The organism is Haemophilus parainfluenzae T3T1 (assembly GCF_000210895.1).
Lineage (GTDB): Bacteria > Pseudomonadota > Gammaproteobacteria > Enterobacterales > Pasteurellaceae > Haemophilus_D > Haemophilus_D parainfluenzae_A.
On the sequence record NC_015964.1, the window covers coordinates 1797486 to 1822210 of the forward strand.

At 39.7% G+C, this 24725-nt stretch carries 25 protein-coding genes; 9 read left to right on the forward strand and 16 right to left on the reverse strand.

The window, feature by feature from the left end:
- Position 1: 1 nt before the first annotated feature.
- The 9 genes from PARA_RS08885 to PARA_RS08925 all read right to left on the reverse strand — a co-directional run bounded on the left by PARA_RS08885 (position 2) and on the right by PARA_RS08925 (position 9097).
- Positions 2-775: an ABC transporter ATP-binding protein gene (locus PARA_RS08885; protein WP_005696236.1), complete on the reverse strand. Its 774-nt coding sequence runs from the start codon at positions 773-775 to the stop codon at positions 2-4.
- Positions 775-1824, reverse strand: a complete 1050-nt coding sequence (locus PARA_RS08890; protein WP_014065472.1) for a FecCD family ABC transporter permease — start codon at positions 1822-1824, stop codon at positions 775-777. The genes PARA_RS08885 and PARA_RS08890 overlap by 1 nt, the downstream gene beginning before the upstream one ends.
- 15 nt (positions 1825-1839) lie before the next feature.
- Positions 1840-2955, reverse strand: coding sequence for an ABC transporter substrate-binding protein (locus tag PARA_RS08895; protein ID WP_014065473.1), 1116 nt, complete (start codon positions 2953-2955; stop codon positions 1840-1842).
- 99 nt (positions 2956-3054) lie between these two features.
- Entirely contained in the window at positions 3055-4194 is a 1140-nt protein-coding gene (locus tag PARA_RS08900) for a cytochrome-c peroxidase (protein WP_014065474.1), read from the reverse strand.
- 79 nt (positions 4195-4273) lie between these two features.
- Positions 4274-5386, reverse strand: coding sequence for a lytic murein transglycosylase (locus tag PARA_RS08905; protein WP_014065475.1), 1113 nt, complete (start codon positions 5384-5386; stop codon positions 4274-4276).
- 33 nt (positions 5387-5419) lie between these two features.
- Complete coding sequence (locus PARA_RS08910; RefSeq protein ID WP_014065476.1) at positions 5420-6223, reverse strand: glycosyltransferase family 2 protein; 804 nt, start codon at positions 6221-6223, stop codon at positions 5420-5422.
- A gap of 22 nt (positions 6224-6245) precedes the next feature.
- Positions 6246-7127 (reverse strand): glycosyltransferase family 2 protein, encoded by an 882-nt coding sequence (locus PARA_RS08915; RefSeq protein WP_014065477.1) that lies wholly within the window; start codon positions 7125-7127, stop codon positions 6246-6248.
- The gene (locus tag PARA_RS08920) at positions 7120-8319 is read right to left on the reverse strand and encodes a hypothetical protein (protein WP_014065478.1); all 1200 of its coding nucleotides are present in this window, start codon (positions 8317-8319) and stop codon (positions 7120-7122) included. Before PARA_RS08920 ends, PARA_RS08915 begins: the two co-directional genes overlap by 8 nt.
- A 7-nt stretch (positions 8320-8326) precedes the next feature.
- Entirely contained in the window at positions 8327-9097 is a 771-nt protein-coding gene (locus PARA_RS08925; protein WP_014065479.1) for a glycosyltransferase family 25 protein, read from the reverse strand.
- Positions 9098-9501: 404 nt separating this feature from the next.
- On the opposite strand from PARA_RS08925, the gene purR reads away from it, so the two are divergent.
- Both purR and ppc read left to right on the forward strand, forming a co-directional pair.
- Positions 9502-10512, forward strand: coding sequence for an HTH-type transcriptional repressor PurR (gene purR / locus PARA_RS08930; RefSeq protein WP_014065480.1), 1011 nt, complete (start codon positions 9502-9504; stop codon positions 10510-10512).
- Positions 10513-10687: 175 nt separating this feature from the next.
- The gene (gene ppc, locus PARA_RS08935; protein ID WP_014065481.1) at positions 10688-13327 is read left to right on the forward strand and encodes a phosphoenolpyruvate carboxylase; all 2640 of its coding nucleotides are present in this window, start codon (positions 10688-10690) and stop codon (positions 13325-13327) included.
- Between the two features lie 56 nt (positions 13328-13383).
- On the opposite strand, the gene PARA_RS08940 is transcribed toward ppc, so the two are convergent.
- Entirely contained in the window at positions 13384-13815 is a 432-nt protein-coding gene (locus PARA_RS08940) for a MarR family winged helix-turn-helix transcriptional regulator (RefSeq protein ID WP_014065482.1), read from the reverse strand.
- A gap of 103 nt (positions 13816-13918) precedes the next feature.
- On the opposite strand from PARA_RS08940, the gene PARA_RS08945 reads away from it, so the two are divergent.
- Both PARA_RS08945 and PARA_RS08950 read left to right on the forward strand, forming a co-directional pair.
- A complete protein-coding gene (locus tag PARA_RS08945) occupies positions 13919-14812 on the forward strand; it encodes an ABC transporter six-transmembrane domain-containing protein (RefSeq protein WP_014065483.1) in 894 nt (297 codons plus the stop codon).
- Between the two features lie 96 nt (positions 14813-14908).
- A complete protein-coding gene (locus PARA_RS08950; RefSeq protein ID WP_005697650.1) occupies positions 14909-15232 on the forward strand; it encodes an HI1450 family dsDNA-mimic protein in 324 nt (107 codons plus the stop codon).
- A 67-nt stretch (positions 15233-15299) separates the two neighbouring features.
- On the opposite strand, the gene hypE is transcribed toward PARA_RS08950, so the two are convergent.
- From hypE to PARA_RS08975, 5 genes are all read right to left on the reverse strand, one after another.
- Positions 15300-16313 carry a hydrogenase expression/formation protein HypE gene (gene hypE, locus PARA_RS08955; RefSeq protein ID WP_014065484.1) on the reverse strand — a complete coding sequence of 338 codons (1014 nt, stop codon included), beginning with the start codon at positions 16311-16313 and terminating at the stop codon, positions 15300-15302.
- A gap of 4 nt (positions 16314-16317) precedes the next feature.
- Entirely contained in the window at positions 16318-17430 is a 1113-nt protein-coding gene (hypD, locus tag PARA_RS08960; protein WP_014065485.1) for a hydrogenase formation protein HypD, read from the reverse strand.
- Between the two features lie 9 nt (positions 17431-17439).
- Positions 17440-18246, reverse strand: coding sequence for a hydrogenase nickel incorporation protein HypB (gene hypB / locus PARA_RS08965; RefSeq protein WP_041918275.1), 807 nt, complete (start codon positions 18244-18246; stop codon positions 17440-17442).
- A gap of 187 nt (positions 18247-18433) precedes the next feature.
- Positions 18434-18775, reverse strand: a complete 342-nt coding sequence (hypA, locus tag PARA_RS08970) for a hydrogenase maturation nickel metallochaperone HypA (RefSeq protein ID WP_014065487.1) — start codon at positions 18773-18775, stop codon at positions 18434-18436.
- Positions 18776-18874: 99 nt separating this feature from the next.
- On the reverse strand, positions 18875-19288 hold the full coding sequence (locus PARA_RS08975; protein WP_014065488.1) for a MerR family transcriptional regulator: 414 nt from the start codon (positions 19286-19288) through the stop codon (positions 18875-18877).
- Between the two features lie 86 nt (positions 19289-19374).
- On the opposite strand from PARA_RS08975, the gene PARA_RS08980 reads away from it, so the two are divergent.
- The 5 genes from PARA_RS08980 to PARA_RS09000 are packed head-to-tail and all read left to right on the forward strand — an operon-like array spanning position 19375 to position 22456.
- The gene (locus PARA_RS08980) at positions 19375-20058 is read left to right on the forward strand and encodes a DUF4198 domain-containing protein (protein WP_014065489.1); all 684 of its coding nucleotides are present in this window, start codon (positions 19375-19377) and stop codon (positions 20056-20058) included.
- The gene (locus PARA_RS08985) at positions 20058-20561 is read left to right on the forward strand and encodes a hypothetical protein (protein ID WP_014065490.1); all 504 of its coding nucleotides are present in this window, start codon (positions 20058-20060) and stop codon (positions 20559-20561) included. Before PARA_RS08980 ends, PARA_RS08985 begins: the two co-directional genes overlap by 1 nt.
- Position 20562: 1 nt before the next feature.
- Entirely contained in the window at positions 20563-21174 is a 612-nt protein-coding gene (cbiM, locus tag PARA_RS08990; RefSeq protein ID WP_014065491.1) for a cobalt transporter CbiM, read from the forward strand.
- Positions 21171-21815, forward strand: coding sequence for an energy-coupling factor transporter transmembrane component T family protein (locus PARA_RS08995; protein ID WP_014065492.1), 645 nt, complete (start codon positions 21171-21173; stop codon positions 21813-21815). Before cbiM ends, PARA_RS08995 begins: the two co-directional genes overlap by 4 nt.
- The gene (locus PARA_RS09000; protein ID WP_014065493.1) at positions 21815-22456 is read left to right on the forward strand and encodes an energy-coupling factor ABC transporter ATP-binding protein; all 642 of its coding nucleotides are present in this window, start codon (positions 21815-21817) and stop codon (positions 22454-22456) included. Before PARA_RS08995 ends, PARA_RS09000 begins: the two co-directional genes overlap by 1 nt.
- 84 nt (positions 22457-22540) lie before the next feature.
- On the opposite strand, the gene fdhF is transcribed toward PARA_RS09000, so the two are convergent.
- Positions 22541-24694, reverse strand: coding sequence for a formate dehydrogenase subunit alpha (gene fdhF, locus PARA_RS09005; RefSeq protein ID WP_080557657.1), 2154 nt, complete (start codon positions 24692-24694; stop codon positions 22541-22543).
- Positions 24695-24725: the final 31 nt, after the last annotated feature.

Below are 24725 nucleotides of genomic sequence, written 5' to 3' on the forward strand. Positions count from 1 at the left end.
TCTAAGAATGTGCTGATTTACGTTGTGGACGAACCACCGGCAAACCGGCACTACATTGCAATAATTCAACGTTTACACGATATAAACGATTAATGGTTTCTACTTGTAAAACATGATGCGCATCGCCCACGCCTTGTACTTTACCTTCACCAAGTAAAATCAACTCATCTGAAAATTGAGCGGCAAGACTTAAATCATGTAATACCATTATAGTAATCAGATTTTTCTGTTTCGTATAGGTGTAAACTTCTTCTAATAGATTAAGCTGATGATGCATATCTAACGCACTCACCGGCTCGTCCAACATTAAAATCTGTGGCTCACGTAATAAAACCTGAGCAAACATCACCATTTGGCGCTGTCCACCACTGAGATTCAGAATATCACGATGGGCTAAATGACCAATACCTAATTGTGCCATGATACTTGCTGCTTCAGTAAGAAGCTCATCGCTTACTCGCATCGTTAGACTATCCATTCGTCCTAAAAGGACCACTTCAAGTGCAGTCAAGCTTGCATCTACTCGGCTATCTTGAGGCATATAGCCAATTGGTTTACGCCAATCCGCTAACTTCGTCCGTTCTAGCTGTTTGCCTTGATAGGTAATCATTCCTTCATGTGGCAATTCACCAAAAATGGTTTTCAGCATGGAGGATTTTCCTGTGCCGTTTGGCCCAAGTACCGTGTAAACTTTACCTTCTTCAAAACGGACATTAATGTGATCAGCAACGGTGAGATCACCTCGTTTTACCGTAAGATTCTTTAATTCTAACATTATTGTCCCCTCTTGTTATTTAAAATAATCCAAAAGAAGAAAGGCACCCCAATAAAAGAGGTAACAATCCCCACTGGGAACAATGCACCAGGGATAATGACTTTGGATAATACCGAAGAAAGGGATAAGAACGCTGCACCGACTAACATTGCTCCCGGTAAGAAGAAACGTTGATCTTCACCAAGTAACATGCGAGCAACATGTGGTGCAACTAAGCCGATAAAGCCAATCACGCCCACGAAACTAATTGCTGTCGCCGTCATCATTGCGACAAGAACTAAAACCTTAATACGTAATACTTGCAAATTGATACCAAGACTTGCTGCACGATCTTCACCTAAACGAAGTGCGGTCAATTTCCAAAGCTCTTTGGAAAGTAATGCTACGCATATCGTCGTCACAACAGTAATGATGACTAAGCTTTGCCACGTAGCTTTATTTAAGCTACCAAATAGCCAGAAAAGAATTTGTTGCGAGACTTCTGGAGCAGAAATAAATTGTACTAATGAAAGTAGGGATTGGAAAATAAAGAGCAATGCAATCCCTACCAGTACGAGCATTTCAGAACTAAATCGACGTTTAGACGCAAACAAGAAAAGAATCCCTGACGCAAGCATGGTCATGACAAACGCACCAATTGGCACGGCAACTTGTACCGGTAAACCAAAACTTCCGAAAGCAATCACAACAGAAGCCCCAAAACCTGCTGCTGCAGCGAGTCCTAATGTATAAGGACTTGCCATAGGGTTATTTAATAAGGTTTGGATCTCTGCCCCACCTACAGCCAATGTTGCCCCAACTACAAGCGCCATCAAGGCCATAGGTAAACGTAAATTATGCACAATATTGTCTGTCATTTTATCGACTTCACCGATATCGAATAACGAATTCACAACTTCCGATACCGATAACATCGCAGGGCCAGTCATCACATCGAGAATAAGACTGACCACGCCAATCACAAGAAAAGATAAAATAACAAACCAGCGTTTGCGTTCAAGCTTACGCTGGTTAGCCACAATATCTGCTACAACAGAATTGTTTTTCATTGATTAGTATTTTCCTTATTTAGTTTCAGGGAAAAGATAAATCGTACCTTCCGGAGTAACCGGTAAGTAGTTTTTATAGAAATTTAAGTAAGTTTGTTGCGGATCTAAATCTTTAAACAGATCAGGATACGCCGCTTTAGCCACAAACTGAACAGATGCGCTGTCTGATAAAGTACGAGAGTTAGCATGATATGCTGCATAAACACGGTTATTTTTCACTGCCGGTAATTCAGCCCAGCCAGCACGTTGTTTGAATCCATTTAAACGACGTTCCGCTTCTGCTTTTTCAATACCAAAGCCCATTACCATACCTTCTTGATTTTTCTTCAATTCAGTTTCACGGCCTGTAATAATAATCGCATCCGGTTTCGCGGCTAATACTTTTTCAGCAGCTAATGTGCCCCATTTGCCAATTTCTGCAGGCGCCACGTTTTCGGCGCCTACAAGGCTAATCATTGAGCCCCACATACTTGAGAAGAATGTCATCCCTTGTTCAGCAGGACCACCACGACCAAACTCCACGTACACTTTCGGTTGTTTTGCTAATTTCGCATTTTTAACCGTCGTTTGAATATGTTCTACGATATCTTTGTATTCTTTAGCCATTTTCGCGGCACGATCTTTCTGCCCCGTCAATTGACCAATAATTTCCGTTGATTTGATGTGTTTATCTAAGGTTTGAGCGTTGTAATCTAATACAACAATTGGAATACCCGCTTCATTGATGGCATCTAAATCAGATCCTAACATTTCGTACTGCCAATCAGCTAAGACTAAAAGATCAGGTTTTAATGAAAGCACTTTTTCCACAGAGAACGTGCCTTCCTCTACTTCACCCACATCATCTAATTGATTTAATTTTGGCACCGCCTTGCTGAATAACTCCCAGCTTGCTGGTGCCCAAGAAGACCATACTTTCTTAGAAAAACCGACAACGTTATCTAACGCTTTGTCACCACCAACTGCCATATAATCTTGGTAATAGAAACCAAGTACCACGCGTTTTGCCGGTAAATCTACAGTGACTTCACGATCAAGTATATCTTTTACTTTCACGGGATCAGCATTGGCAAAACCTGCACTTAAACCAAGAATAGTGGCAATCGCTAAAGTTGAAAAACGTCTTTTCATAAGAAAAATCTCCTAAGTAAAATTAAACAATTTAAATGATAATAATTATCGCCACGTATAGTAGCGAAAACGATTGCTAAATTCAACTCAGACGTTTAATTATTCTTCGTAAGCTTCGTCAGTTAATGTTTTTAAGAATGCCTCTAACGCATTAATCTCTTCATCTGTTAGCGGTTTGGCTTTTAAAACATCAGGATTAATGGTTTGAGCATATTCGGCTTTATCCCACGCTTTTCCTGTTTCAGGATTAATTTTACGATTAGGATTATTGAAACTGTCTTTAAATAGTAAAACGGTTTTTAAATCGCGGAAAACACCGTTATGCATATAAGGTGCAGTAACACCAATGTTACGCAAAGTTGGCACTTTAAATTTACCTTTTTGTTTTTCATCGCCTTTCACCATCGGATTATCCAATAGTCCATTATCCACATAATCAGCCGCAAGTTTATTCAACTTAATTAACGCTTGGTTACTTGGCACGCCGATATTGTAATAGCGATAATTCGTAAAGGTTTCTTTTGCTGAATTCGCTTCACTTGATTGGTGGCAGTTACTGCAGTTTGTTCGCGTTTTATCGAAAAATAATGCCTTACCTTCGGCTTCAAGTGCGGTCAATTCTGCTTCACCTTTTAGAGTGCGATCATATTTTGAAGAGAATTGCGCAAATAATTCATGCTTTTCGAACTCCGCAATGGCTTTTTCCATAATGGCATAGATTTTGTCGGTATCTGCCCAAATGCTTTCGCCATAAACATCCGTAATCGCCTTGTAATAAATTGAATTCGCTTTTAGACGTTCGACAATCGATTTTTTATCTGGCATGCCCATTTCTACAGGATTAACTGGTGGACCACCAGCTTGCTCGGCTAAATCTTTTGCACGTCCATCCCAGAATTGTCCGCCAACATAATCTTGAATTTTTTCATCAAAGTGAAAATCTGGTGAAAACATCGCATAAAGTGCCGTATTGGCATTACGATTGCCATGAAGATGCGGATTATCCCCCTCGGAGACCATTTGATTTGCCGAATTTTTACGTTGATCCACAAAGGCGGTACCTGGATTGTGACAAGTTGAACAGCTTTGTGTTTTATTAAAAGAAAGCGATTTATCAAAAAACAGAACTTCGCCCAATCCTTGATAATTCAATTCTTTTTTCTTAGCTTGATCAGCTAAGGCATAATTGCTCTGCATCAAAGGTGCAAACAATAAAATAGAAAGCCATTTTTTTTGCATCGTGTTCTCCAAATATTCAAATTATAGATAAAAAATAATCCAACAAAGCTTTGTTGGATTATAAAAGGAAAATAATTTTCTACAAGCCGGTTGCCATCTTAATGCGATCAGCAAACATACCAATACTCACGCCAAAATAGTTCGATTTGTTCCAATCTAAAATTGTGCGGTAGTTATTGGAGACCAAGAATGCACGCCCAACTTCTTTATCAGGACGAACTAACCAAAGATCGGCTTGCGAAAGTGCGGTCAATTTATCTTGTTCTTGTTGGCTGAAACTTGCTAAGGTGATACCTTTAGACTGCCAATCACTTAATGAACGTGCTTTGTTCTTTTCAATACCAGACAGCGATAAATCTAATGGTTGATTTAATGTGACTTCAACGCCCCAAGGCAATTTGTTATCCCAACCCACAGTGTGAAGATAATTTGCAATTGAAGCAAACGCATCAAATTGGTTCGTCCAAATGTCCTTCACGCCATCATTATTACCATCTGCCGCATAATTTAAGAATGCGCTTGGCATGAATTGGGTTTGCCCCATTGCACCCGCCCAAGAGCCTAACATTCTGTGACGTTGAATATGATCACGTTCTAACATTTTCATCGCATTTACAAATTCTTTACTGAATAAAGCTTCACGTCTGCCATCAAAGGCTAATGTAGCTAAAGCTGAAAGCACATCATAGCTACCTTGGTAGTGACCAAAGCTACTTTCCATACCCCATAAGGCAAGGATATATTCCTGTTGAACACCATAACGTTGGCTTGCTTGTTGTAATGGCGCTTGTACTTCCCAATAACGCTCTTCGGCAATATCCACTTTGTTTTGGGTCAGTACTTTATTCAGATAATTAGTTGTACCATTTGGATTGGGTAACTGTGGTTTATCTGCATTACGCTGACTTCTACCCGCTTGCGCACGATCTAAATCCACAGCCTTTTGCATATACTGAATATTATTTTGTGCATTCAATACAGAAGCAGACACACCTTCAGCTGCCGCTTTGCCTTTTAAGAACAGCACATAATCATTGAAGTTATCCAACGTTCTTGGTTTGCTATAAACAGCATTGCTGCTTACTGATGGAATACTTTTTGTTGATGATGTTGTCGTAGTACTGCTTGAACAACCAACTAATAAAAGTGCGGTCGATAATGCAGTCATTTTTAACGTTGAGATTAAATTCATTTCTTTTCCTTTTTTAATTATCAAAATATCGCATTATTTGCGTAAAAATTGGTTATAAACCGCTTTCAATAATGAGGTTGGTAATAAGCGAGAACCTGAACGCAAGGCAAAGGTGAATAGGCCAGAAAATAAGCCTTGAATACCTAAGCGGTGCTTCAATTTAAACAAACGCCATTCTGCCTTGGCTTGGTTTAAACCACGACGACGCCCTACCATACCATTGCCCACGCGAGCATAAACTAAAATATCCGGCAAGTTTGCCACTTTTTGACCTTGTGCTACAAGCTTAATCCACAGGTAATAATCTTCCTGTAAATCTTCATATCCACCACAATTAATGACCGCACTTTTTTGATACGCGACTGTCATGTGATTGAACGGACAACGTTTTTGCGTAAATTTAACGATATCTTGTGCTTCAGTCGGCACGTTACGATATGCCACGATGTCTTGAATATTTTCGCCAAACTCAGCAATCTGCCCACCGAAAATAATCGTATCCGGATGTTGTTCAATAAACGCCACTTGTTTCGCGAAACGCTCAGGCACACAAATATCATCTGTGTCCATACGAAAGACCCAATCGTGAGAACAATGTTTTAATCCTTCATTGAGCGCTTTGCCTAAGCCTAAGTTCTTTGGCAACTTCACTAATTTTAAGGGTAATTTGGTTTCGAATTCAGCAACCACGGCTTCTAATTCTGGCGTTACCACACCATCAAACACCAATACGATCTCATCTGCAGGATGGGTTTGAGCCACTAAACTTTCAAAACATTCTCTTAAATATTGTGGATTTTCCTTAATATATAAGGACATTAAAACTGAAAATTTCATACTTCTCTATCTAATAAGTTATCTACATAAACCGTTTCAAATTAATTGCCAATTTAGGTGAAATTAAAACCACAAAGGCAATAATTAGCTGCTTAATACTTTTCGTTAATTTAAAAATTTCAAAATAGTAAAAAGCCGCTTTACGGGATAAATTCATAATATGTGGGTAAGCCAACATATATTGTGCGTTGATGGCAAAATTCTTTTCTTGCTCTGCCGTTTTCACATAATTTTCACGGATATAATCAATCGCTTTTTGCGTATTAGTCGTATCCGTTGATACGCTAGAACGCTTAGTATGGAACGTACAATAAGTTAATGGTTCTGCTACTTTACACGCTTTAAACGTAGGATCTTGCACAAGTTTCAGCAAGAAATCATAGTCTTCCAATGAACGAAGTGCGGTTGATAATCCGCCAATTTTTAAAAACAGATCTTTTTTCACCCCAATCATCGGCATACCACCAATTTTATTCGCCAGTAAAATTCGTTCAACGCTGATCTCTTGTGGCTCAATTGGGTTGGTCACATAGCTAAAGCCTTCATTCACCATTTCACATTTAGCTGGATGGTAAACAAAGTTAACATCAGCATGCTCGGTAATCACATCGGCTAATTTCTGACATTTATCATTTGCAAAACGATCATCATCATCAAGGAATAACAACCAATCATTATCGGCATTTCTTGCCCCGATATTACGGCTTTCTGCTGCCCCTTGGTTGGTTTCGTTACGAATAACTTTAACTGCAAATGGATAAGATTGTGTCACTTCAACGGGTTCTTTAGAACAATCATCCACAATCACCACATCAAAATTATAAGTGGTTTGCTTGGTTAAACTTTCCAATAACGCAGGAATTTCTTCTTTCCGATTATAAGAAGGCACGATGATACTAAACATCTTTCGGCTCCTTTTGTTTAAATAAAATAAGTTGTTTACCGTGAGTGCCAAAAAGCGATAAGAACATCAGCATGACAAACATAATGCCCGGGAAAGCAAAGGTGTCTGCTTTGATATTACAGAACGCTAAAATCACAAAGGCAGAAAGGATAAATTTCCAGCTACCATCAAACCAGTTTAAGGCAACTTTGCGTACAAAATAGAATGTCACGGCAAAACACACTAAAGCATAAGACACGCCGCCATAAAGAATTTGGCGTAAGAAACCAGAGTCTGTATGTCCATAATAACGACCAACTTCTAACTCACCTGTCATATACATACCATCGCCATAAATGAACTGCTTGAGTGTAGGCATAAAGAGGTGGTTTTTCATCAAGGTATCTGTTGACGAACTGACAAATCCTGCACCGTGTAATAAATTAATCACGGGCTCTAAAGCATGTGCCACATAAGGATTTTCTGGTAGGAAATACGCCAATAACAAGACCAAAATAGCAAATGCAATGAGTGATGGGACATAACGCCATTTGAAATACACTAAAATGCTTACGACGGATAACAGAAGGAATGTGCGTCCTGAAATTAATCCGATACATAGCATAAAAAACACTAAAATACTTGGAAGTGTATTATGTTTAGCGTTGTAAGCCAGTAAGAAATGCAACAGCATTAAATAGAATAAACTCAATTGAAAAAAGGCGGTTGCGGTGATGTTATATAAGCGATATTCCTGCTCTGAACCATAAAAACGTGCAGGCAACACCGCATTGGTCGAAAGCAAGAAATCGATCATAAATGATGCGCCAAGCAAGCCAATGATGCCCACAACAAACTGCACCACCACACCAAGTTGTAAATCACGCACCACCTTCAGTTGACCATTTACATTGGCATAGAAGGCATTATAAAGTCCCACGCCGAAGATAAATAAAATCAGCTCTTTCACATACATGGTGATGACAGAAAAATCTCGCGTACCATTGACTAAAAGTGGAATCACGCTAAATGCAATCAGCCCAATGATAACGACTAAACTATCCACTGGTACAGTGATACCTTGTGGTTTCTGCTTTTTAAAATACTGATAAGCCAATACAATCAATGCCGCTAAACCTGCGACGAATGACATTCGTACAACATGAAACAGCCAAGGATCGTAAAGATAAAAAAGATTAAAAAGTGCGGTCATTTTTACGTTATTTTCCTAAATTCTTTTTCACTGCTAAGATTTTTTTGAGTGGATATTTAATTAATTTCTTCACTAAATTATTAGATTTTGAACCACGAATCGCTTCCAAATTACTCACTAATTGTGGATTTTCAATGGCTACAAGCGGACGAACCACATTGTTATTAATCTGGAATTGGGTTTCAAATAGCAAGAAATCATCAGCAAGCCAAAACGGTTTTTCTTGTTCGAGTTGTTGTAAAAATGCACGCGCTGCTGATTTTTTAATTAAGTATGCCACCGTACCCGCAAAATAACTTTTATACGGATAAGCTACGGTGACATCACCAATAGTTTGGCGTAAGAATGAAAAAGTGGTTGGATAATTAATTTCTAATTCCACATCATTAAATTCAGCAATTTTTGACTGCCCGATTAATACAATATCCGCATCACATTTTTCGGTTAAGAGTGCGATCGTTTTTGGTGATAAATTAGCATTAAATAACGCATCATCTTCACAGACTAATGCATAGTCATTTTCCGTCACATTTTGATCTTCTACGATCTGACGATAAACCGCTAGATGACTTAATGTACAACCAATTTCGCCTTTTGTGACGTTGCGTCCATAATGCTGTTCAAACTTCGTTGGATTGAATACTTCTGCCAATTCTTCCCACTCTTTTTGCATGGTATTAATCGCTGAAAAGACAACGAAATCTGCTGTATCCGGTTGAGCAAAAAACAGCTCACGACGCTGAACATCTTTATCTAGTGAAATCAAATATTTATTCATAATTATCTCAAATTTGGTTTTTGCAGTATTTTGATTACAACAAACGGAAATAGTTGCAAATTATACTAAAGAAATAGTCCAATAGCATGGCTTTTAGCACAACTTTAAAAAGCCTTAAAAAAATAACCGCACTTTAAATGCTTAAAGCGCGGTCTATTTTAAATGGATTAATATGTTATTTCTTTCAATTAGAAAATTGCAGTTGCTAAACCTACTACAACACTTAAAGAAAGCACTACAGCTAACATTGCATAACCAAAATCACTCATTTTAATTTCCCACTTGTTTAGTTAAAGATACCCCATTCTAACAATAAAGTACGTTTTTTCAAAAATTTTTTATAATTTGCTTAACCTATTTGGCGACAGTCTTTATAATGGGAAAAATTCTCTAGAGGCAAAATTATGGCAACAATTAAAGATGTCGCGAAAATGGCTGGTGTTTCAACCACCACAGTTTCCCATGTAATTAATAAAACCCGTTTTGTAGCAAAGGAAACCGAAGAGGCGGTGATGCAAGCCATTAAAAGCTTGAAATACTCACCAAGTGCTGTTGCGCGGAGTTTGAAAGTCAATACGACAAAATCTATTGGGATGATTGTTACCACCAGTGAATCCCCTTATTTTGCTGAAATCATTCATGCCGTTGAAGATCATTGTTATCGTCAAGGTTATTCACTTTTTTTGTGTAATACACAAAATGATCCTGAAAAAATTAAAAATCACGTCGAAATGCTCGCCAAAAAACGCGTAGATGGTTTATTGGTGATGTGTTCTGAATATACGCAACATTCACTTGATGTGCTTTCAGGTTTCTCTTCCTTACCTATGGTGGTAATGGATTGGGGCCCTAATGCTGATACCGATATCATTGAAGATAACAGCTTTACGGGCGGTTATATTGCCACTAAGCACTTAATTGATTGTGGTCATAAAGCCATTGGTCTTATTGCGGGGGAATTAGATAAAACCACCGCAAGAACCCGTTATGAAGGTTTTGTGAAAGCCATGAATGAAGCCAATCTGCCAATTCATGAAAATTGGATTATGGAAGGTTTCTTTGAGCCAGAAGACGGTTACGAGTGCATGAACAAGATCCTTTCACAAGACAGCCTACCTACTGCTGTCTTCTGCTGTAATGATGTGATGGCATTAGGTGCAATTTCCGCAATTACGGAAAAAGGCTTGCGCGTGCCTGATGATATTTCGATTATTGGCTATGACAATATTCACTCATCACGTTTCTATGCACCGCCACTCACAACGATTCACCAATCGAAGTCGCGTTTAGGTGCACAGGCAGTGAATCTCTTATTTGAACGTATTGCGAATAAAGATAACGACAATCACGAAAAACATCGTATTGCGATCCATCCAGAATTAGTACTACGAAAATCAGTTCGTACACTTGAATAAACATTAAACTTTTTGACCGCACTTTGAATTTTATCTAAAAAAGTGCGGTCATTTTTTACTTATTTTCAGCTTTTTTGATTTAATGCAAGTTTTCGACGTATAGCATTTGATCCCGATACATATTTTTGGTTATATCTCTCCTGGTTTTATTTTATTTTTTTTTATCGGAGTTTATATGACTGATGAGTATCGCACTCTCCGCCATAATATTAATATGTTAGGGCGTTTTCTTGGAGAAACCATTAATGATGCACAAGGCGAAGACATTCTCACCTTAATTGAAAATGTTCGCCAATTGTCCAAACAATCTCGAGCAGGCGATAGCCAAGCACGTAAAACCTTGTTGGATACCCTTTCCACCATTTCTAACGAAAACATTATTCCCGTTGCGCGTGCATTCAGCCATTTTCTTAATCTGACGAATATCGCTGAACAATACCAAACGGTCTCTCGCCAACATAAAGATTTACAATCTTCTAATCGTTCATTAAGTGCTTTATTTCAACGTTTAAAAGAACAAAATGCCTCAAAAGAAGAGGTTTATAAAACTGTTGAAAACTTACTCATTGAACTTGTATTAACGGCACACCCAACCGAAACTACACGTCGTTCTTTAGTCCATAAACATGTTGAGATCAATAAATGCTTAAGCAAATTAGAGCATGATGACTTAACACCGAAAGAACGCGGCATTATTGAACGTCTGTTGCTTCGTTTAATTGCTGAAGCTTGGCATACCAATGAAATCCGTACTGTTCGCCCTACCCCATTCGATGAAGCAAAATGGGGCTACGCCATGATTGAAAACAGCCTATGGCAAGGGGTGCCGGAATTCTTACGTCAATTAAATGAACATGCTCGTGAATTTTTGGGGTACGATTTACCGGTGGGCTTACGTCCTGTCCGAATTTCTTCTTGGATGGGCGGTGACCGTGATGGTAACCCATTTGTCACCTCAAAAATCACGCAACAAGTACTCTATTTCGCTCGTTGGAAAGCGGCAGATTTATTCTTAAATGACATTAAATCTCTTGCCGATGAATTATCTATGGTGAAATGCACGCCAGAATTTACCGAAAAATATGGTGAACATTTAGAGCCTTATCGTTTTGCAGTCAAAGCGCTTCGTGCAAAACTTATCGCCACTCTTGATTACTTTGATGATTGTCTAGCAAATCGTCCGCCACGCGTAAGCCAAGCGGATATCATCATGGAAGATAATCAACTTTGGGAACCACTCTATGATTGCTATCAATCATTAATGGCGTGTGGCATGCGTATTATTGCCAATGGATCTTTATTGGATATTTTGCACCGCATTCGTTGTTTTGGCGTTACCCTTTCACAAATGGATATCCGTCAAGAAAGTACCCGTCATACAGATGCCATTGCTGAAATTACCCGTTATCTTGGCATTGGCGATTATGCACAATGGAGCGAAGCAGAAAAACAATCTTTCTTAGTACGCGAGTTAAATTCTCGTCGCCCATTAATTCCAACCCATTGGGAGCCATCTGCTGAAACCCAAGAAATTTTAGATACTTGCAAAGTCATTGCTCAACAAAAACAAGGCGTGATTGCTTGCTATATTATTTCAATGGCGAGAAGTGCCTCTGATGTGCTTGCTGTGCATTTATTATTAAAAGAAACAGGCGTGCCTTATCACATTCCTGTCGTGCCACTTTTTGAAACCTTAGATGACTTAGATGCTTCTGAAGGTGTCATGCGTCAATTGTTTAATATTGGTTGGTATCGTGGCGTAATTAACAATCATCAAATGGTGATGATTGGTTATTCTGACTCAGCTAAAGATGCGGGAATGATGGCGGCTTCATGGGCACAATATCGTGCACAAGAAGCATTAGTCAACTTAACCGAAGAACTAGGTATTGAGCTCACTTTATTCCATGGTCGTGGTGGTACAATCGGTCGAGGTGGTGCGCCTGCACATGCGGCATTACTTTCTCAACCTCCGCGCTCACTCAAAAATGGTTTACGTGTAACTGAACAAGGGGAAATGATCCGTTTTAAACTTGGCTTACCCGAAGTTGCGGTTGAAACCTTTGATCTTTACGCGAGCGCGATTTTGGAAGCAAACTTACTTCCACCACCAGAACCCAAAGCAGAATGGCGTACTGTGATGGATGAGCTTTCCGCTACTTCATGCGACATTTACCGTAGTGTCGTTCGTGGTGATAAAGACTTCGTGCCTTATTTCCGTAGTGCCACACCGGAACAAGAACTGTCTAAACTGCCACTTGGCTCTCGCCCTGCAAAACGTAATCCAAATGGTGGCGTGGAAAGCTTGCGTGCTATTCCATGGATTTTTGCTTGGATGCAAAATCGCTTAATGCTACCAGCATGGCTTGGTGCGGGTGCAGCAATTCAAAAAATTGTAGATGAAGGCAAAGGTCATATTATTGAAGAAATGTGTAAAGCTTGGCCATTCTTCTCTACTCGTGTGGGCATGTTAGAAATGGTGTTCAGTAAAACTGACACTTGGCTTTCTGAGCAATATGATCATAACTTAGTGAAAAAAGAGCTTTGGTACTTAGGTGAAAATCTGCGTAATCAACTCAATGCGGATATTAAAACCGTGCTTTCGCTTTCTCACAAAGATGAATTAATGGCTGACTTGCCGTGGATCGCCGATTCTATTGCATTACGTAATGTTTATACGGATCCGCTCAACCTCCTTCAAGTGGAATTGCTTCGTCGTTTCCGTGAGTCGCCTGAAAACCCAAGCCCTGATGTAGAACAAGCCCTGATGATTACCATCACAGGTATTGCCGCAGGTATGCGAAATACGGGCTAGTTACGGCAACTAAAAGTAAGTGCGGTCAAAAACAACAGCGAATTTGACCGCACCTTTTATTTATTCATTACATCTCGACAGATTTGGGAAAATTCAGACATTAATGCAAAAAGTTGAGAAGATTTCTGCTTTCCAAATATATTAAATGCGTTCTCAAACATTTCTGTCGTCGCGCTATAAACCGGTTTTGCTTGCAATTTACCTGCATTTGTTAATTGCATAATCCTTTCACGTTTATCTGTTGAACTCGGATAAAATTCAATCCAGCCTTTTTCTCGAAATTCTTTACAAATATTAAACACGGTTTGTTTTGGCATATACCATTCATCACAAATTTGCTTTTGCGTGCATTGTCCATTTTCAGCTCCCGCTAAACAATAAAGCACTGCAAAATGATTGTAATTAAGTGAAAATTTCTGCTCAATCCATGTTTCCAGCACCTCATCAATTTCTGAAATGTGTTTACCAAGCAAATTAAAATTATTCATTTCTATCCCTCAACTTTCTCTGTTTGTCTTATTCTATCATTTCAATCATAAAAATATAGTCTTAAAATTTACTTTATTTTAGTAACTTTTGAGACTATAATTTATGCAATTTAGTAAATTATTGGACTATATCTTTATGACTAAAATAACTTCAAATGCGATAGAAAATATTAAATCAATCGCCAAAAACAACAAAAAACGACTTTTCTTCACTTTCAGCTTGGTCACATTAGAGAACATTTTCTTTATTACTTATCCCGTTTTTGGGGGCTTTGCTGTTAATGCAATAATGAATGGAGATGTCTTGCTTTCACTTAGCTATTCCCTTTTAGTTCTTATTATTTGGGGAATTGGTGCAGCTCGCCGTGCAGTAGATACTCGTAGTTTTGCTCGTATTTATGCAGAGCTTGCTGTGCCGGTTATCATTAACCAACGAGAGAAAGGATTAAATACCTCAGCAATTACTGCTCGTGTAGCATTATCACGTCAATTCGTGGACTTTTTTGAACAACATCTACCAACATTAATTATGTCGAGTTTTTCCATCATTGGTGCGGCTATAATGCTATTGTGGCTAGAATTTTGGTCAGGCATAACGGCTTGTCTAATATTGGTATTTTTTGGTCTTTTATTACCTAAATACTCAAAAACAAATGATTTGCTTTATTTAAAGCTTAACGATCGGTTAGAAAAAGAAGTCAACGTAATTGAACAAAAAAGTAATTATCACTTAAATAAACATTATGACTGGCTTGCTCATTTACGTATCCGTTTATCTAATCGTGAAGCAAGCGGTTATTTATGGATTGGCATCGCATCAGCTATTTTATTTGGCGTCACTGTCGTCAATTTAGCTACAACTAAAGGAGTGCAAGCTGGGCATATTTATGCAGTGATTACTTATCTTTGGACATTTGCGATTAGCCTTGATGATGCACCTCGATTACTCGAGCAATTTTCTAATTTGAAAGATATAGGAAAACGAGTTGAGGTTTAACTACTATAAGCAAAATATAGATGAATTTGACCGCACTTTTTGTTTTCTATTTCTTGCGGTATCATACGCACAATTGACTTGATGAAGGAAAACCCAATGACAACTGATATTCAAAAACTCGATCCAGATGCAGCGATTGATCTTGCTTATGATATTTTCTTAGAGATGGCAGGCGAAAATCTCGATCCCGCTGATATTATGCTATTCAATCTGCAATTTGAAGATCGTGGTGCAGTCGAGTTTGTCGAAACTGCCGATGATTGGGAACAAGAAATTGGGGTGTTAATCGATCCTGAGGCTTTTGCTGAAGTTTGGGTCGGATTAGTAAATGAGAAAGATGAAATGGATGATGTGTTTGCGAAATTCTTAATTTCACACCGAGAAGAAGATCGTGAATTCCACGTTATTTGGAAAAAATAGCACTCTTCTCACACATATCAATTTACAAACTAAAACCGGTTTAATTTAACATTAAACCGGTTTTTGCTTAACAAATGCGTGGTAAAGGTTCGTTGCGTGGTAAGTCTAATAAACGACTTTGACCGAAAAGACCAACTGCACGAACTTTGCCGTCAGTCGTTACCTCGCCGATTACGGTCGCATTTTCACCTAATGGATGACGACGAAGTGCGGTCAGAATTTCAGCTGTTTTTTCTTTGTCCGCCACAATCACCAATTTGCCTTCATTAGCAAAATTTAATGCATCCAAACCGAGTAATTCGCAAATACCACGTACTTCCTGACGAATTGGTAATACCGTTTCATCAATTTGAATCCCTACTTTTTGTGCCTGTGCAAATTCGTGAAGTACCGCATTCACACCACCACGGGTCGCATCGCGTACAGCTTTCACCCCTTCAATCGGACGAATACAATCAATGAGCGGTGCAAGCACAGCACAATCACTGCGTAAATCCGTTTGAATACCAAGATTTTCGCGTAAATTCAAAATGGTTGCACCATGATCACCTAAAGTACCACTCACGATTATCTGATCACCTGGTTGAATGCGATGCACGCCCCAGTCGAGTCCATTTGGTATCACACCAATACCTGCTGTATTGATAAACACTTTATCTATTGCGCCTTTTTGTACTACTTTGGTATCGCCTGTTACCACTTGAATACCAGCTGAATGGCAGGCTTTTGCCATAGACTGGATCAATTTTTTTAAGGTTTCTAGTGGTAAGCCTTCTTCTAAAATAAAGCCACAGGATAAATATTTAGGTACGGCACCGCACACCGCTACATCGTTAGCGGTACCACATACGGCGAGTTTACCAATGTCGCCACCAGGGAAAAAAATCGGATCAATCACAAAACTATCGGTAGAAAATGACAATGTTCCACCTAAAGCATTTAACTCTTGTAAAGCAATACGAGCCTGATCTTCGCCTTGTGAAAGTATTGGATTATCAAATGCCTCGACAAAATAATCGCGGATCAACTCTTGCATTGTGGCACCACCATTTCCGTGTGCCATTGTAATAAAATCAGTCATTGTTTTATTCCCGTCTATATTGATAATAGGCCGCACATGCCCCTTCGGAAGACACCATCAATGCACCATAAGCATTGTCAGGATTACATTTTTTAGCAAATAATGGGCAATCCGCCGGCTTACATTTTCCGATCAGGACATCACCGCAGCGAGAATCAGGATCATCAGCAACTTGGTGTGGCTGACAAGCAAAATGCGCTTCTGCGTCAAAGCATTGATAATCATCTGTTAGTTCTACTCCAGATTCTGCAATTTCGCCTAATCCACGCCATTCACTGTTGGCTTTCAAGCGGAACACTTCACTGATTGCCTGTTGTGCTAACTCATTGCCATGTTGGTGTACGATACGTTTATATTGATTTTCCACTTCACAGCGTTTTTCAACAATCTGTGTCACCAACATTAAAATTGCTTGTAGGATATCTAAAGGCTCAAAACCAGTGATTACAAAAGGCTTATGGTAGGTATCACACAATTCCTGATAAGGTTCAGAACCAATCACCATGCTTACATGACCTGGTGCAAGAAAGCCGTCAATTTTGACTTGTCCTTGTGACAATAAGCTGTGTAATGTTGGGATGATAGTGATATTTTGACATACCACAAAAAAGTTTTTTACCTGCTGTTTTTTCGCTTGTTGCAAGGTAATTGCAGCACTCGGCATGGTTGTTTCAAAACCGAGTGAAAAGAACACGACTTTTTTATCTGGATTATTTGATGCGATATTCAATGCATCGAGCGGCGAATAAACGATACGAACATCTGCGCCCTGTGCTTTGGCTTCTAATAATGAGCCTAAACGTCCGCGTACTCGCATGGCATCACCGAAAGTACAGAAAATGACTTCTGGACGACGAGCAATCTCAATACATACATCAATTCGCCCCATCGGTAATACACACACAGGGCAGCCTGGACCGTGAATAAATTCAATACTTTTGGGTAATAAGCGATCCAGCCCAAATTTAAAAATGGTATGAGTATGTCCGCCACAGACCTCCATCAGATATAACGGATTTTCTGGCGTAAAGTGCGGTTGGTTTTCCATTATTTTTTGTAACCGCTGCAACAGACTTTTAGCCAGTTCAGGATCACGAAATTCATCAACAAACTGCATTTGATGCTCCTATCGTTCTTGCGCTTTTAACCAGTCTAGCCATTGCTGTAACCCTTCTCCACTTTGAGAAGACAACTGGATAACCTCAATTGTTGGATTCACTTGTTTCGCATAAGCAATACATTTTTCCACATCGAAATTTAAATACGGCAGTAAATCTACTTTGTTTAAAATCATTAACTTCGAAGCCGCAAACATATGTGGATATTTTAGCGGTTTATCTTCACCTTCTGTCACGGATAAAATCACCACTTTAGCATGCTCACCCAAATCAAATTCTGACGGACAAACTAGGTTTCCGACATTTTCAATAAACATCAGACTATTTTCCTGTGGCTGCAATTTCACCAATGCATTACCTATCATTTGTGCATCTAAGTGACAACCTTTGCCTGTATTAACTTGAATCGCCGGCACACCGGTTTGACGAATACGATCCGCATCGTTTTCTGTTTGTTGATCGCCCTCGATCACATAGCAAGGATAGTCATTTTTTAATGCATTTAATGTGGTCGTCAACAAAGTTGTTTTGCCTGAACCTGGACTTGAAACAAGATTAAGTGCCAAAATATGTTGATTCGCGAAAAAGCGACGATTCATATCGGCTAATTGATTGTTGGCGCCAAGAATATCTTGTTCTACTTTCAGTAATCGTTGCTGAGTTTCATCTTGTTGTGGAGAGTCTGGCATGCGGAAGGAGGAGTGAGAAAAATTAGGTAGTTTTGTTGCATGTTGCGCGTTGGAATCATTATGAACATGCGGTAATTCACCGATTCTGACTTGGTCTGGATGGCCACAGCCACAGGTTGTACACATAAGTCACCTCAATAATTTTTCGTTTATTCTGTAAATACTTAGAATCTATGGTAATTCATGTGCGTTAGAATACCATATTCTCAATGTTAAATATATTCTTTGAAGAGGGATAAACGCATACTATCAATCAGTTAGCGTGTTTTATATTCAAAAGTCAGACGACATTCTAATCAATTAAAATACTATGCTATTTTACGGCGATTTCTTTCACTCTAAATTCTGTGCCGCTTCGACGTTGTAAACATGCACTATGACAATGTGGACAGCAATCCTGATAGGCCTCAATCTCTACTTCCTTTTGACATTGCCAACACCAAGCAATCGCAGGCAAATGAATAAAATGTAACTGGCAATTTTCAGCAACGGTATCTTTACGCATAATTTCAAAGCAAAATTCAACCGCACTTTGCTCGACACAAGACAGTGCCCCAATTTCTAGCCAGATATCTGTCACTTCATGGATGTCATGCTTTTTCTGTTGCTGTTCAATAATTTCCATCATGTTCTGACAGAGGGACATTTCGTGCATGATTTTCTCCTTAGGATAAAAAGCAGTATGTTTTAATTCTGCTCTTTTTACTATTCATTTTCTGATGTTTCAATATTTCACCCGTGTTGGCATTATATTTTATTTCAACGGCACAAAATTAATGCCACTATGCTGCAACAAGGTATTCATTAAATCATTGTTTTGCTCAAAGTGACTACATTTACCTTTGAGCTGAATTAAGCGAATTCGTAAGTGAGCCAATTCATGGATCCGTTTTGACACTTCTCGAATATGTCGATCTAGCAGCTTATTGATTTCTCTTTCTTGCTCTTGAGTAGCACATTGCGGATTCAGCAACATTTTGATTTCTTTTAGTGAAATATCCAAACTGCGGCAATAACAAATAAAAGAAAGTTGTTTCAAATGCTCTTCCGTATAAACGCGAAAATTACCACTTGTTCGCTTGGCGGGTTCGATTAATCCTTGCTTTTCATAGAAACGTACAGCTTCCACCGTACAGCCAACGATATTGGCTAATTGACCAATTTTCATTTTTTATTAAATTACACTTGACTCTGAAGTTACTTCATATTTTATACTTTATCACAGTATTCACATGTTAGAAAAGGAGAACTTCCATGAAAAAAACAGCATTGTTTATTACTGCACTATTCGGTGCTTCACTCGCTAATGCACATAATGTTTGGTTGGAGCCTGCTAAGGATGCAAAAGGGCAATATGTGGTTAAATTTGGTCATGAGGAAACTGAAACCTATCCTCAAAGCAAATTAAAAGCGATACGCCTACTCAATGCCAAAGGCCAATTACAAAATGCTGAGGTCACCTTCAAGCAAGGCGAAGCGTACTTTGCCGCCCCTGAAACTGCAATTGCATTTATTCGCTTTGATAATGGTGTTTGGTCGAAATTGCCAAGCGGTAAATATGTCGAAAAAACCAAACAGCAAGCACCTGAAGCTGTACTCAGTGTTAATCCAGTCAAATTCGGCAAAGCGATTTTACACTGGGATGCGCAAGCAAATAAATCACACAACATGGATTATGAATTGATCCCACAAAGTGAACCGAAAGCGGGACAACCACTCGATATTCTCGTGTTAGTAAAAGGTAAACCTGTGCAAGGCATCAAAGTTGGTTTAGGCGAAGATCACCCATTCAACTTAACCAATGAAAAAGGTATTGCACAATTCACTCCTAAAGCGGGCTATAACAAAGTCTGGGCTGAATTTGACGAGCCGGTTAAAGACAATCCTGACTATAACAAACGTAGTGTTGAATATATGCTGACTTTTGATGCGAAGTAATGAAAAGAGCTGTATTTTTAACCGCACTTTTCACCTGGCTGTGCGCACCGTCAGCATTGGCTCATAGTTTGCATGTTTTTGCACAATATGATGGGCACACAGTCTCCGGTAAAGCTTATTATTCCGATATGACCCCGGCGGCAGAAACCTATATGGAAATTTTGCAATCTGGACAGGACTCCCCTCTGTTAGAAGGCAAAACAGATCGCGATGGGCAATTTGCCTATCCGATCAATACCACTGCCGAGGGTGCCATTAAAGTTGTTGTAGAAGGTGAAGAAGGACATCGAGCCTCAATTGTTGCCAACAGAGTATCTGCGCAAACCACTAATAACAGTGACAATGCATTGATGTTGGTCCGCGAAGATATTTCTAAATTAAAAGACAAAATTTACCTGCACGATATTATTGGCGGTATCGGCTATATTGTTGGTATTTTTGGCTTATGGGCATTGATTAGAGCCTCAAAGATGACGCGTGCGTCGCAATCTAAGGAAAGATAATATGCATTTATCGGAAGGTGTGTTGCATACACCGGTATTGCTTGGTAGTGCAGCTGTCGCATTAGTCTGTGTAATGATTGGTCTTAAACGACTCAATTCGCAGCAATTGCCGCTAACAGCATTGTTTGCCGCTGCTTTTTTTGTTGCTGGAACCATTCATGTACCGGTAGGCATTGGTAGCGTGCATCTCATCTTAAACGGCATGGCCGGCCTGTTTCTTGGCTGGGCCGTTTTCCCTGCTTTTTTAATCGCATTAGTCCTACAAGCTCTGCTCTTTTCCTTCGGTGGATTTGCTGTATTAGGTGTCAATTTATGCGTAATGGCATTACCTGCCCTTCTTGTACATTGGCTCTTTGCAAAAAGACTTGAGCATGACAATTCCCGTCGCACTCAAATTGCAGCAGGTATTGGTGCTGGTGTGATCGGCGTTGGCGGTTCAGCCTTGCTCGCCTCTCTAGTCTTAGCATTGGATGGCGGTAAAGCCTATAGCGACCTGATTATGCTTCTGGTGATATCACATATTCCCGTGTTTATTATCGACAGTATCGTCAGTGTCGGCGTGGTCTTATTGTTAAACAAAATGTATCCAACAGCGCTCAGTGTGGTGAAATGAATTTCCTTGCTATTTTTCAACCGCACTTGCGATTAATTTATGTGTTTTTGTGTGGACTTATCGTCAGCACAATGACACATATTTCAACGCTTATTATCCTTAATCTTATCGTATTCGGCGGATTACTTATTGCACTAATACGCTATCGGAAATCCCTTGCCGGTTATTTCAAATATTGGCTGAAACTGAATTTTTTCACTTTGCTTGTTTGGTTGACCTTAAGCTGGAAAATCACCGAACAAGGTTTAGCATTAAATCCAATAGGGGTTCAGCTTGCACTGCTCATCACACTACGTTTCAATTTAATTTTAAGTTTAACTCGACTCTTGTTAATTGATATGAACGAGAGCCTTTTATTGCAAGCATTGTGCCGTTTGCCATTACCTGAAAAACTACTTCACCTATTTGTTCTCACTGTGCGCTATATTTCAGTGTTCAGTGAAGTACATAAAAAGATGGATATGGCAATGCGAGCACGTGGCTACCAGCCAAAACTTAATGGCAGAACCTTATTTATCGCCGCGCAACGTGTGGCATTATTATTAATTCATGCACTTGTTAAAGCAGAAAAAACAGAAATGGCACTAAAAGCTCGTGGCTTTCAGCTGCATGATGTGAAAAAAACACAGGATAAATCTTGATGAACGTCCTCGAAGTCAAACAATTACAGATCATGCGTGAGCAACGTGTGATTATTGATAACCTTTCTTTTGAACTCCCTGAAGGTCACCGCCTTTTTTTACAAGGTGATATTGGTTGTGGGAAATCCACCCTATTACACTGTCTATTAGGTTTTATACCTTACCAACAAGGAGAAATTCGCTGGTTCGATAATGTATGTCGACAAGAAAAGGATTTTGTGCCACTACGTGGAAAGGTAGGCATCTGTTTCCAACATGCGGGCGATCAACTTTTTGGTCCAACCGTACTTGATGACGTAGCCTTTGGTCCACTTAATCAAGGATTGAACAGAGATGAAGCTTATCAAATAGCATTACAACAGTTGGAACGTCTAAATATTGTTGGGTTAAAAGATCGCTCTGTGAATACCTTATCTGGTGGTGAACAGAATTTTACTGCGCTAGCCGGCGTACTGGCGATGCAGCCAAAAGTATTATTACTTGATGAGCCAACGAATGGACTCGATGTAAAAAATATCGCCAAACTGACCGCACTTTTACGCGAATTACAGTTGCCAATGCTTATTGCTTCACATGATTTACACTTTAGTGAAACACTTGCGGATTCCTGTTTATCTTTAGCTACGGATAACGATGACTAAATGCGTTCATAATGCGTAAGGAAATAATTCAATAAAAAACGGGCGAACCATTTAAGTTCGCCCGTCATTCATTTATGACACTAATCAAGCCACTAGTGCGGTTTCTTTTAAGCGATTTTTTAATTTCGCGTATTCAGTTACCACATAGCGTTCAGCCCAGGCTTGGTCTTCGATTTTATCAATACGAACCGCGCTATATTTGTATTCCGGCGTTCTTGAACCCGGGTTCAAATGTTCAGCGGTTAATTCGTTACATTTACCGATCCACCATTGGTAGGTCATATAACAAGCGCCTTTGTTAGTACGAGTGCTCACATCTGCGCGAGAAATCACTTTACCACGTGATGAGGCAATCCAAACCAAGTCGTTGTTTTTAATGCCCAATTCCTTGGCATCCTGATCGTTCATTTGTACGAATCCCGGCTCATCTGCAAGTGCAGCTAGAGCGCGGCAGTTACCAGTCATTGAACGGCAAGAATAGTGACCGACTTCACGCACGGTAGAAAGTACCAATGGGAACTCTTCAGAAAGATCTTCCATTGGTGGTTCCCAATCGCAAGCAAAGAACTCAGCTTTACCGTTCGGACGGTCGAAGATTTGGCCTTTATACAAGTATGTTGTGCCTTGATCTTCAGGGCCTTCATCAGTACATGGCCATTGGATATAACCCAAGCCTTCCATTTTTTCGTAAGTTGCCCCTTTGTAAATTGGACAAAGCGAACGAAGTTCATCCCAAATTTCTTTGGTATTGTTATAGTGCATTGGGTAGCCCATTGCTGTAGCAAGTTCGCTAATGATTACCCAGTCATCCTTGACGTTGCCGGTTGGTTCAACGGCTTTATAGAAACGTTGGAAACCACGGTCAGCAGCACTATATACACCTTCGTGTTCAGCACAAGAAGTGGCAGGTAATAAAATATCTGCTTCTGCGGCTGTTTGAGTCATGAAGATATCTTGAACGATGAGAAGTTCAACTTTCTCGAAGGCTTTTTTAACCGCATTAATATCAGGCTCAGTTTGTAATGTATCTTCACCCATGATATAGAATGCTTTAATTTTATCTTCCATGATCGCTTCAGGTACTTCACTCAATGGTACACCTGGTTTGCTTGGAATAGACGGTACGCCCCAAGCTTTCGCAAATTTTGCATTAATTTCTGGATCAGCAAAACTTTGATAGCCTGGTAATGTGTTGAATAACGCACCCATATCGCACGCACCCTGTACGTTATTTTGGCCACGTACTGGGTTTACACCAACATTTGGTTTACCTAAGTTACCGGTAAGCATTGCCAAGCTTGCTAATGCACGTACGGTTTCTACACCTTGACGGAATTGGCAAACGCCCATACCCCATAAGATAGTAGCAGTTTCCGCTTTCGCATAAGTGCGGGCAATTTCACGCAACATCTCAGGTTCAATACCGGTGATATGTTGAGTGGATTCCGGTGTATAAGCTTTCACGGTTTCATAGAACGCATCGAAGTTTTCGGTGTGTTCATCAATAAATTTTTGATCTTGTAATCCTTCTTCTAAAATCACATTCATCATAGCATTCAAGAATGCCACGTTAGACCCGTTAGCAAGCGGTGCATAAATATCCGCAATACGGGCTGTTTCGATTTTACGAGGGTCACAAACAATGATTTTCGCCCCTTTTGCTTTAGCGTGGTTAATCCGACGCGCCACAATAGGGTGTGAAGTGGAGGCATTATAGCCAAAAATGAATACGCATTTGGTATCTTCAATCTCAACAATTGAGTTGGACATTGCGCCGTTACCGACCGATTTGAGCAGACCTGTTACAGAAGGGCCGTGTCACACGCGCGCACAACAGTCAATGTTGTTATTTCCTAATACTGCACGGGCGAATTTTTGCATAACGAAGTTCACTTCATTGCCTGGTCCACGGGAAGAGCCCGTTACCATAATGGATTCGTTACCGTACTTTTCTTTGATTTCACTAAGACGTCTTGCTGTGTAAGAAATCGCTTCTTCCCAGCTCACTGGTGTGAATGGTTCGCCACGTTTGTAGCGGATCATCGGTTGAGTTAGGCGAGGAGTCAGGATTTTTGTATCATGCACAAAATCCCAGCCATAATATCCTTTTAGGCATAACTCCCCTTCGTTTGTTTTTCCGTTTGCACCTTCAGCACCCACAATTTTGTTGTTTTCCACCAAAAGATGGATTTTACAACCTGAGGCACAATACGGACATACGGTAATTACTTTTTTAATAGCCATAGTAACGTCCTTATTTTAATACAAC

Excerpts from the sequence above, each read along its gene's own strand:
- PARA_RS08885 (WP_005696236.1), bottom strand. The coding sequence starts at position 775 with ATGTTAGAATTAAAGAATCTTACGGTAAAACGAGGTGATCTCACCGTT.
- PARA_RS08920 (WP_014065478.1), bottom strand. The coding sequence starts at position 8,319 with ATGACCGCACTTTTTAATCTTTTTTATCTTTACGATCCTTGGCTGTTT.
- PARA_RS08925 (WP_014065479.1), bottom strand. The coding sequence starts at position 9,097 with ATGAATAAATATTTGATTTCACTAGATAAAGATGTTCAGCGTCGTGAG.
- PARA_RS08900 (WP_014065474.1), bottom strand. The coding sequence starts at position 4,194 with ATGCAAAAAAAATGGCTTTCTATTTTATTGTTTGCACCTTTGATGCAG.
- cbiM (WP_014065491.1), top strand. The coding sequence starts at position 20,563 with ATGCATTTATCGGAAGGTGTGTTGCATACACCGGTATTGCTTGGTAGT.
- hypD (WP_014065485.1), bottom strand. The coding sequence starts at position 17,430 with ATGCAGTTTGTTGATGAATTTCGTGATCCTGAACTGGCTAAAAGTCTG.
- PARA_RS08995 (WP_014065492.1), top strand. The coding sequence starts at position 21,171 with ATGAATTTCCTTGCTATTTTTCAACCGCACTTGCGATTAATTTATGTG.
- PARA_RS08950 (WP_005697650.1), top strand. The coding sequence starts at position 14,909 with ATGACAACTGATATTCAAAAACTCGATCCAGATGCAGCGATTGATCTT.
- PARA_RS08945 (WP_014065483.1), top strand. The coding sequence starts at position 13,919 with ATGCAATTTAGTAAATTATTGGACTATATCTTTATGACTAAAATAACT.
- PARA_RS08975 (WP_014065488.1), bottom strand. The coding sequence starts at position 19,288 with ATGAAAATTGGTCAATTAGCCAATATCGTTGGCTGTACGGTGGAAGCT.
- PARA_RS09000 (WP_014065493.1), top strand. The coding sequence starts at position 21,815 with ATGAACGTCCTCGAAGTCAAACAATTACAGATCATGCGTGAGCAACGT.
- purR (WP_014065480.1), top strand. The coding sequence starts at position 9,502 with ATGGCAACAATTAAAGATGTCGCGAAAATGGCTGGTGTTTCAACCACC.
- PARA_RS08940 (WP_014065482.1), bottom strand. The coding sequence starts at position 13,815 with ATGAATAATTTTAATTTGCTTGGTAAACACATTTCAGAAATTGATGAG.
- PARA_RS08910 (WP_014065476.1), bottom strand. The coding sequence starts at position 6,223 with ATGAAATTTTCAGTTTTAATGTCCTTATATATTAAGGAAAATCCACAA.
- ppc (WP_014065481.1), top strand. The coding sequence starts at position 10,688 with ATGACTGATGAGTATCGCACTCTCCGCCATAATATTAATATGTTAGGG.
- PARA_RS08985 (WP_014065490.1), top strand. The coding sequence starts at position 20,058 with ATGAAAAGAGCTGTATTTTTAACCGCACTTTTCACCTGGCTGTGCGCA.
- PARA_RS08980 (WP_014065489.1), top strand. The coding sequence starts at position 19,375 with ATGAAAAAAACAGCATTGTTTATTACTGCACTATTCGGTGCTTCACTC.
- hypE (WP_014065484.1), bottom strand. The coding sequence starts at position 16,313 with ATGACTGATTTTATTACAATGGCACACGGAAATGGTGGTGCCACAATG.
- hypA (WP_014065487.1), bottom strand. The coding sequence starts at position 18,775 with ATGCACGAAATGTCCCTCTGTCAGAACATGATGGAAATTATTGAACAG.
- PARA_RS08905 (WP_014065475.1), bottom strand. The coding sequence starts at position 5,386 with ATGAATTTAATCTCAACGTTAAAAATGACTGCATTATCGACCGCACTT.
- PARA_RS08890 (WP_014065472.1), bottom strand. The coding sequence starts at position 1,824 with ATGAAAAACAATTCTGTTGTAGCAGATATTGTGGCTAACCAGCGTAAG.
- hypB (WP_041918275.1), bottom strand. The coding sequence starts at position 18,246 with ATGTGTACAACCTGTGGCTGTGGCCATCCAGACCAAGTCAGAATCGGT.
- PARA_RS08915 (WP_014065477.1), bottom strand. The coding sequence starts at position 7,127 with ATGTTTAGTATCATCGTGCCTTCTTATAATCGGAAAGAAGAAATTCCT.
- PARA_RS08895 (WP_014065473.1), bottom strand. The coding sequence starts at position 2,955 with ATGAAAAGACGTTTTTCAACTTTAGCGATTGCCACTATTCTTGGTTTA.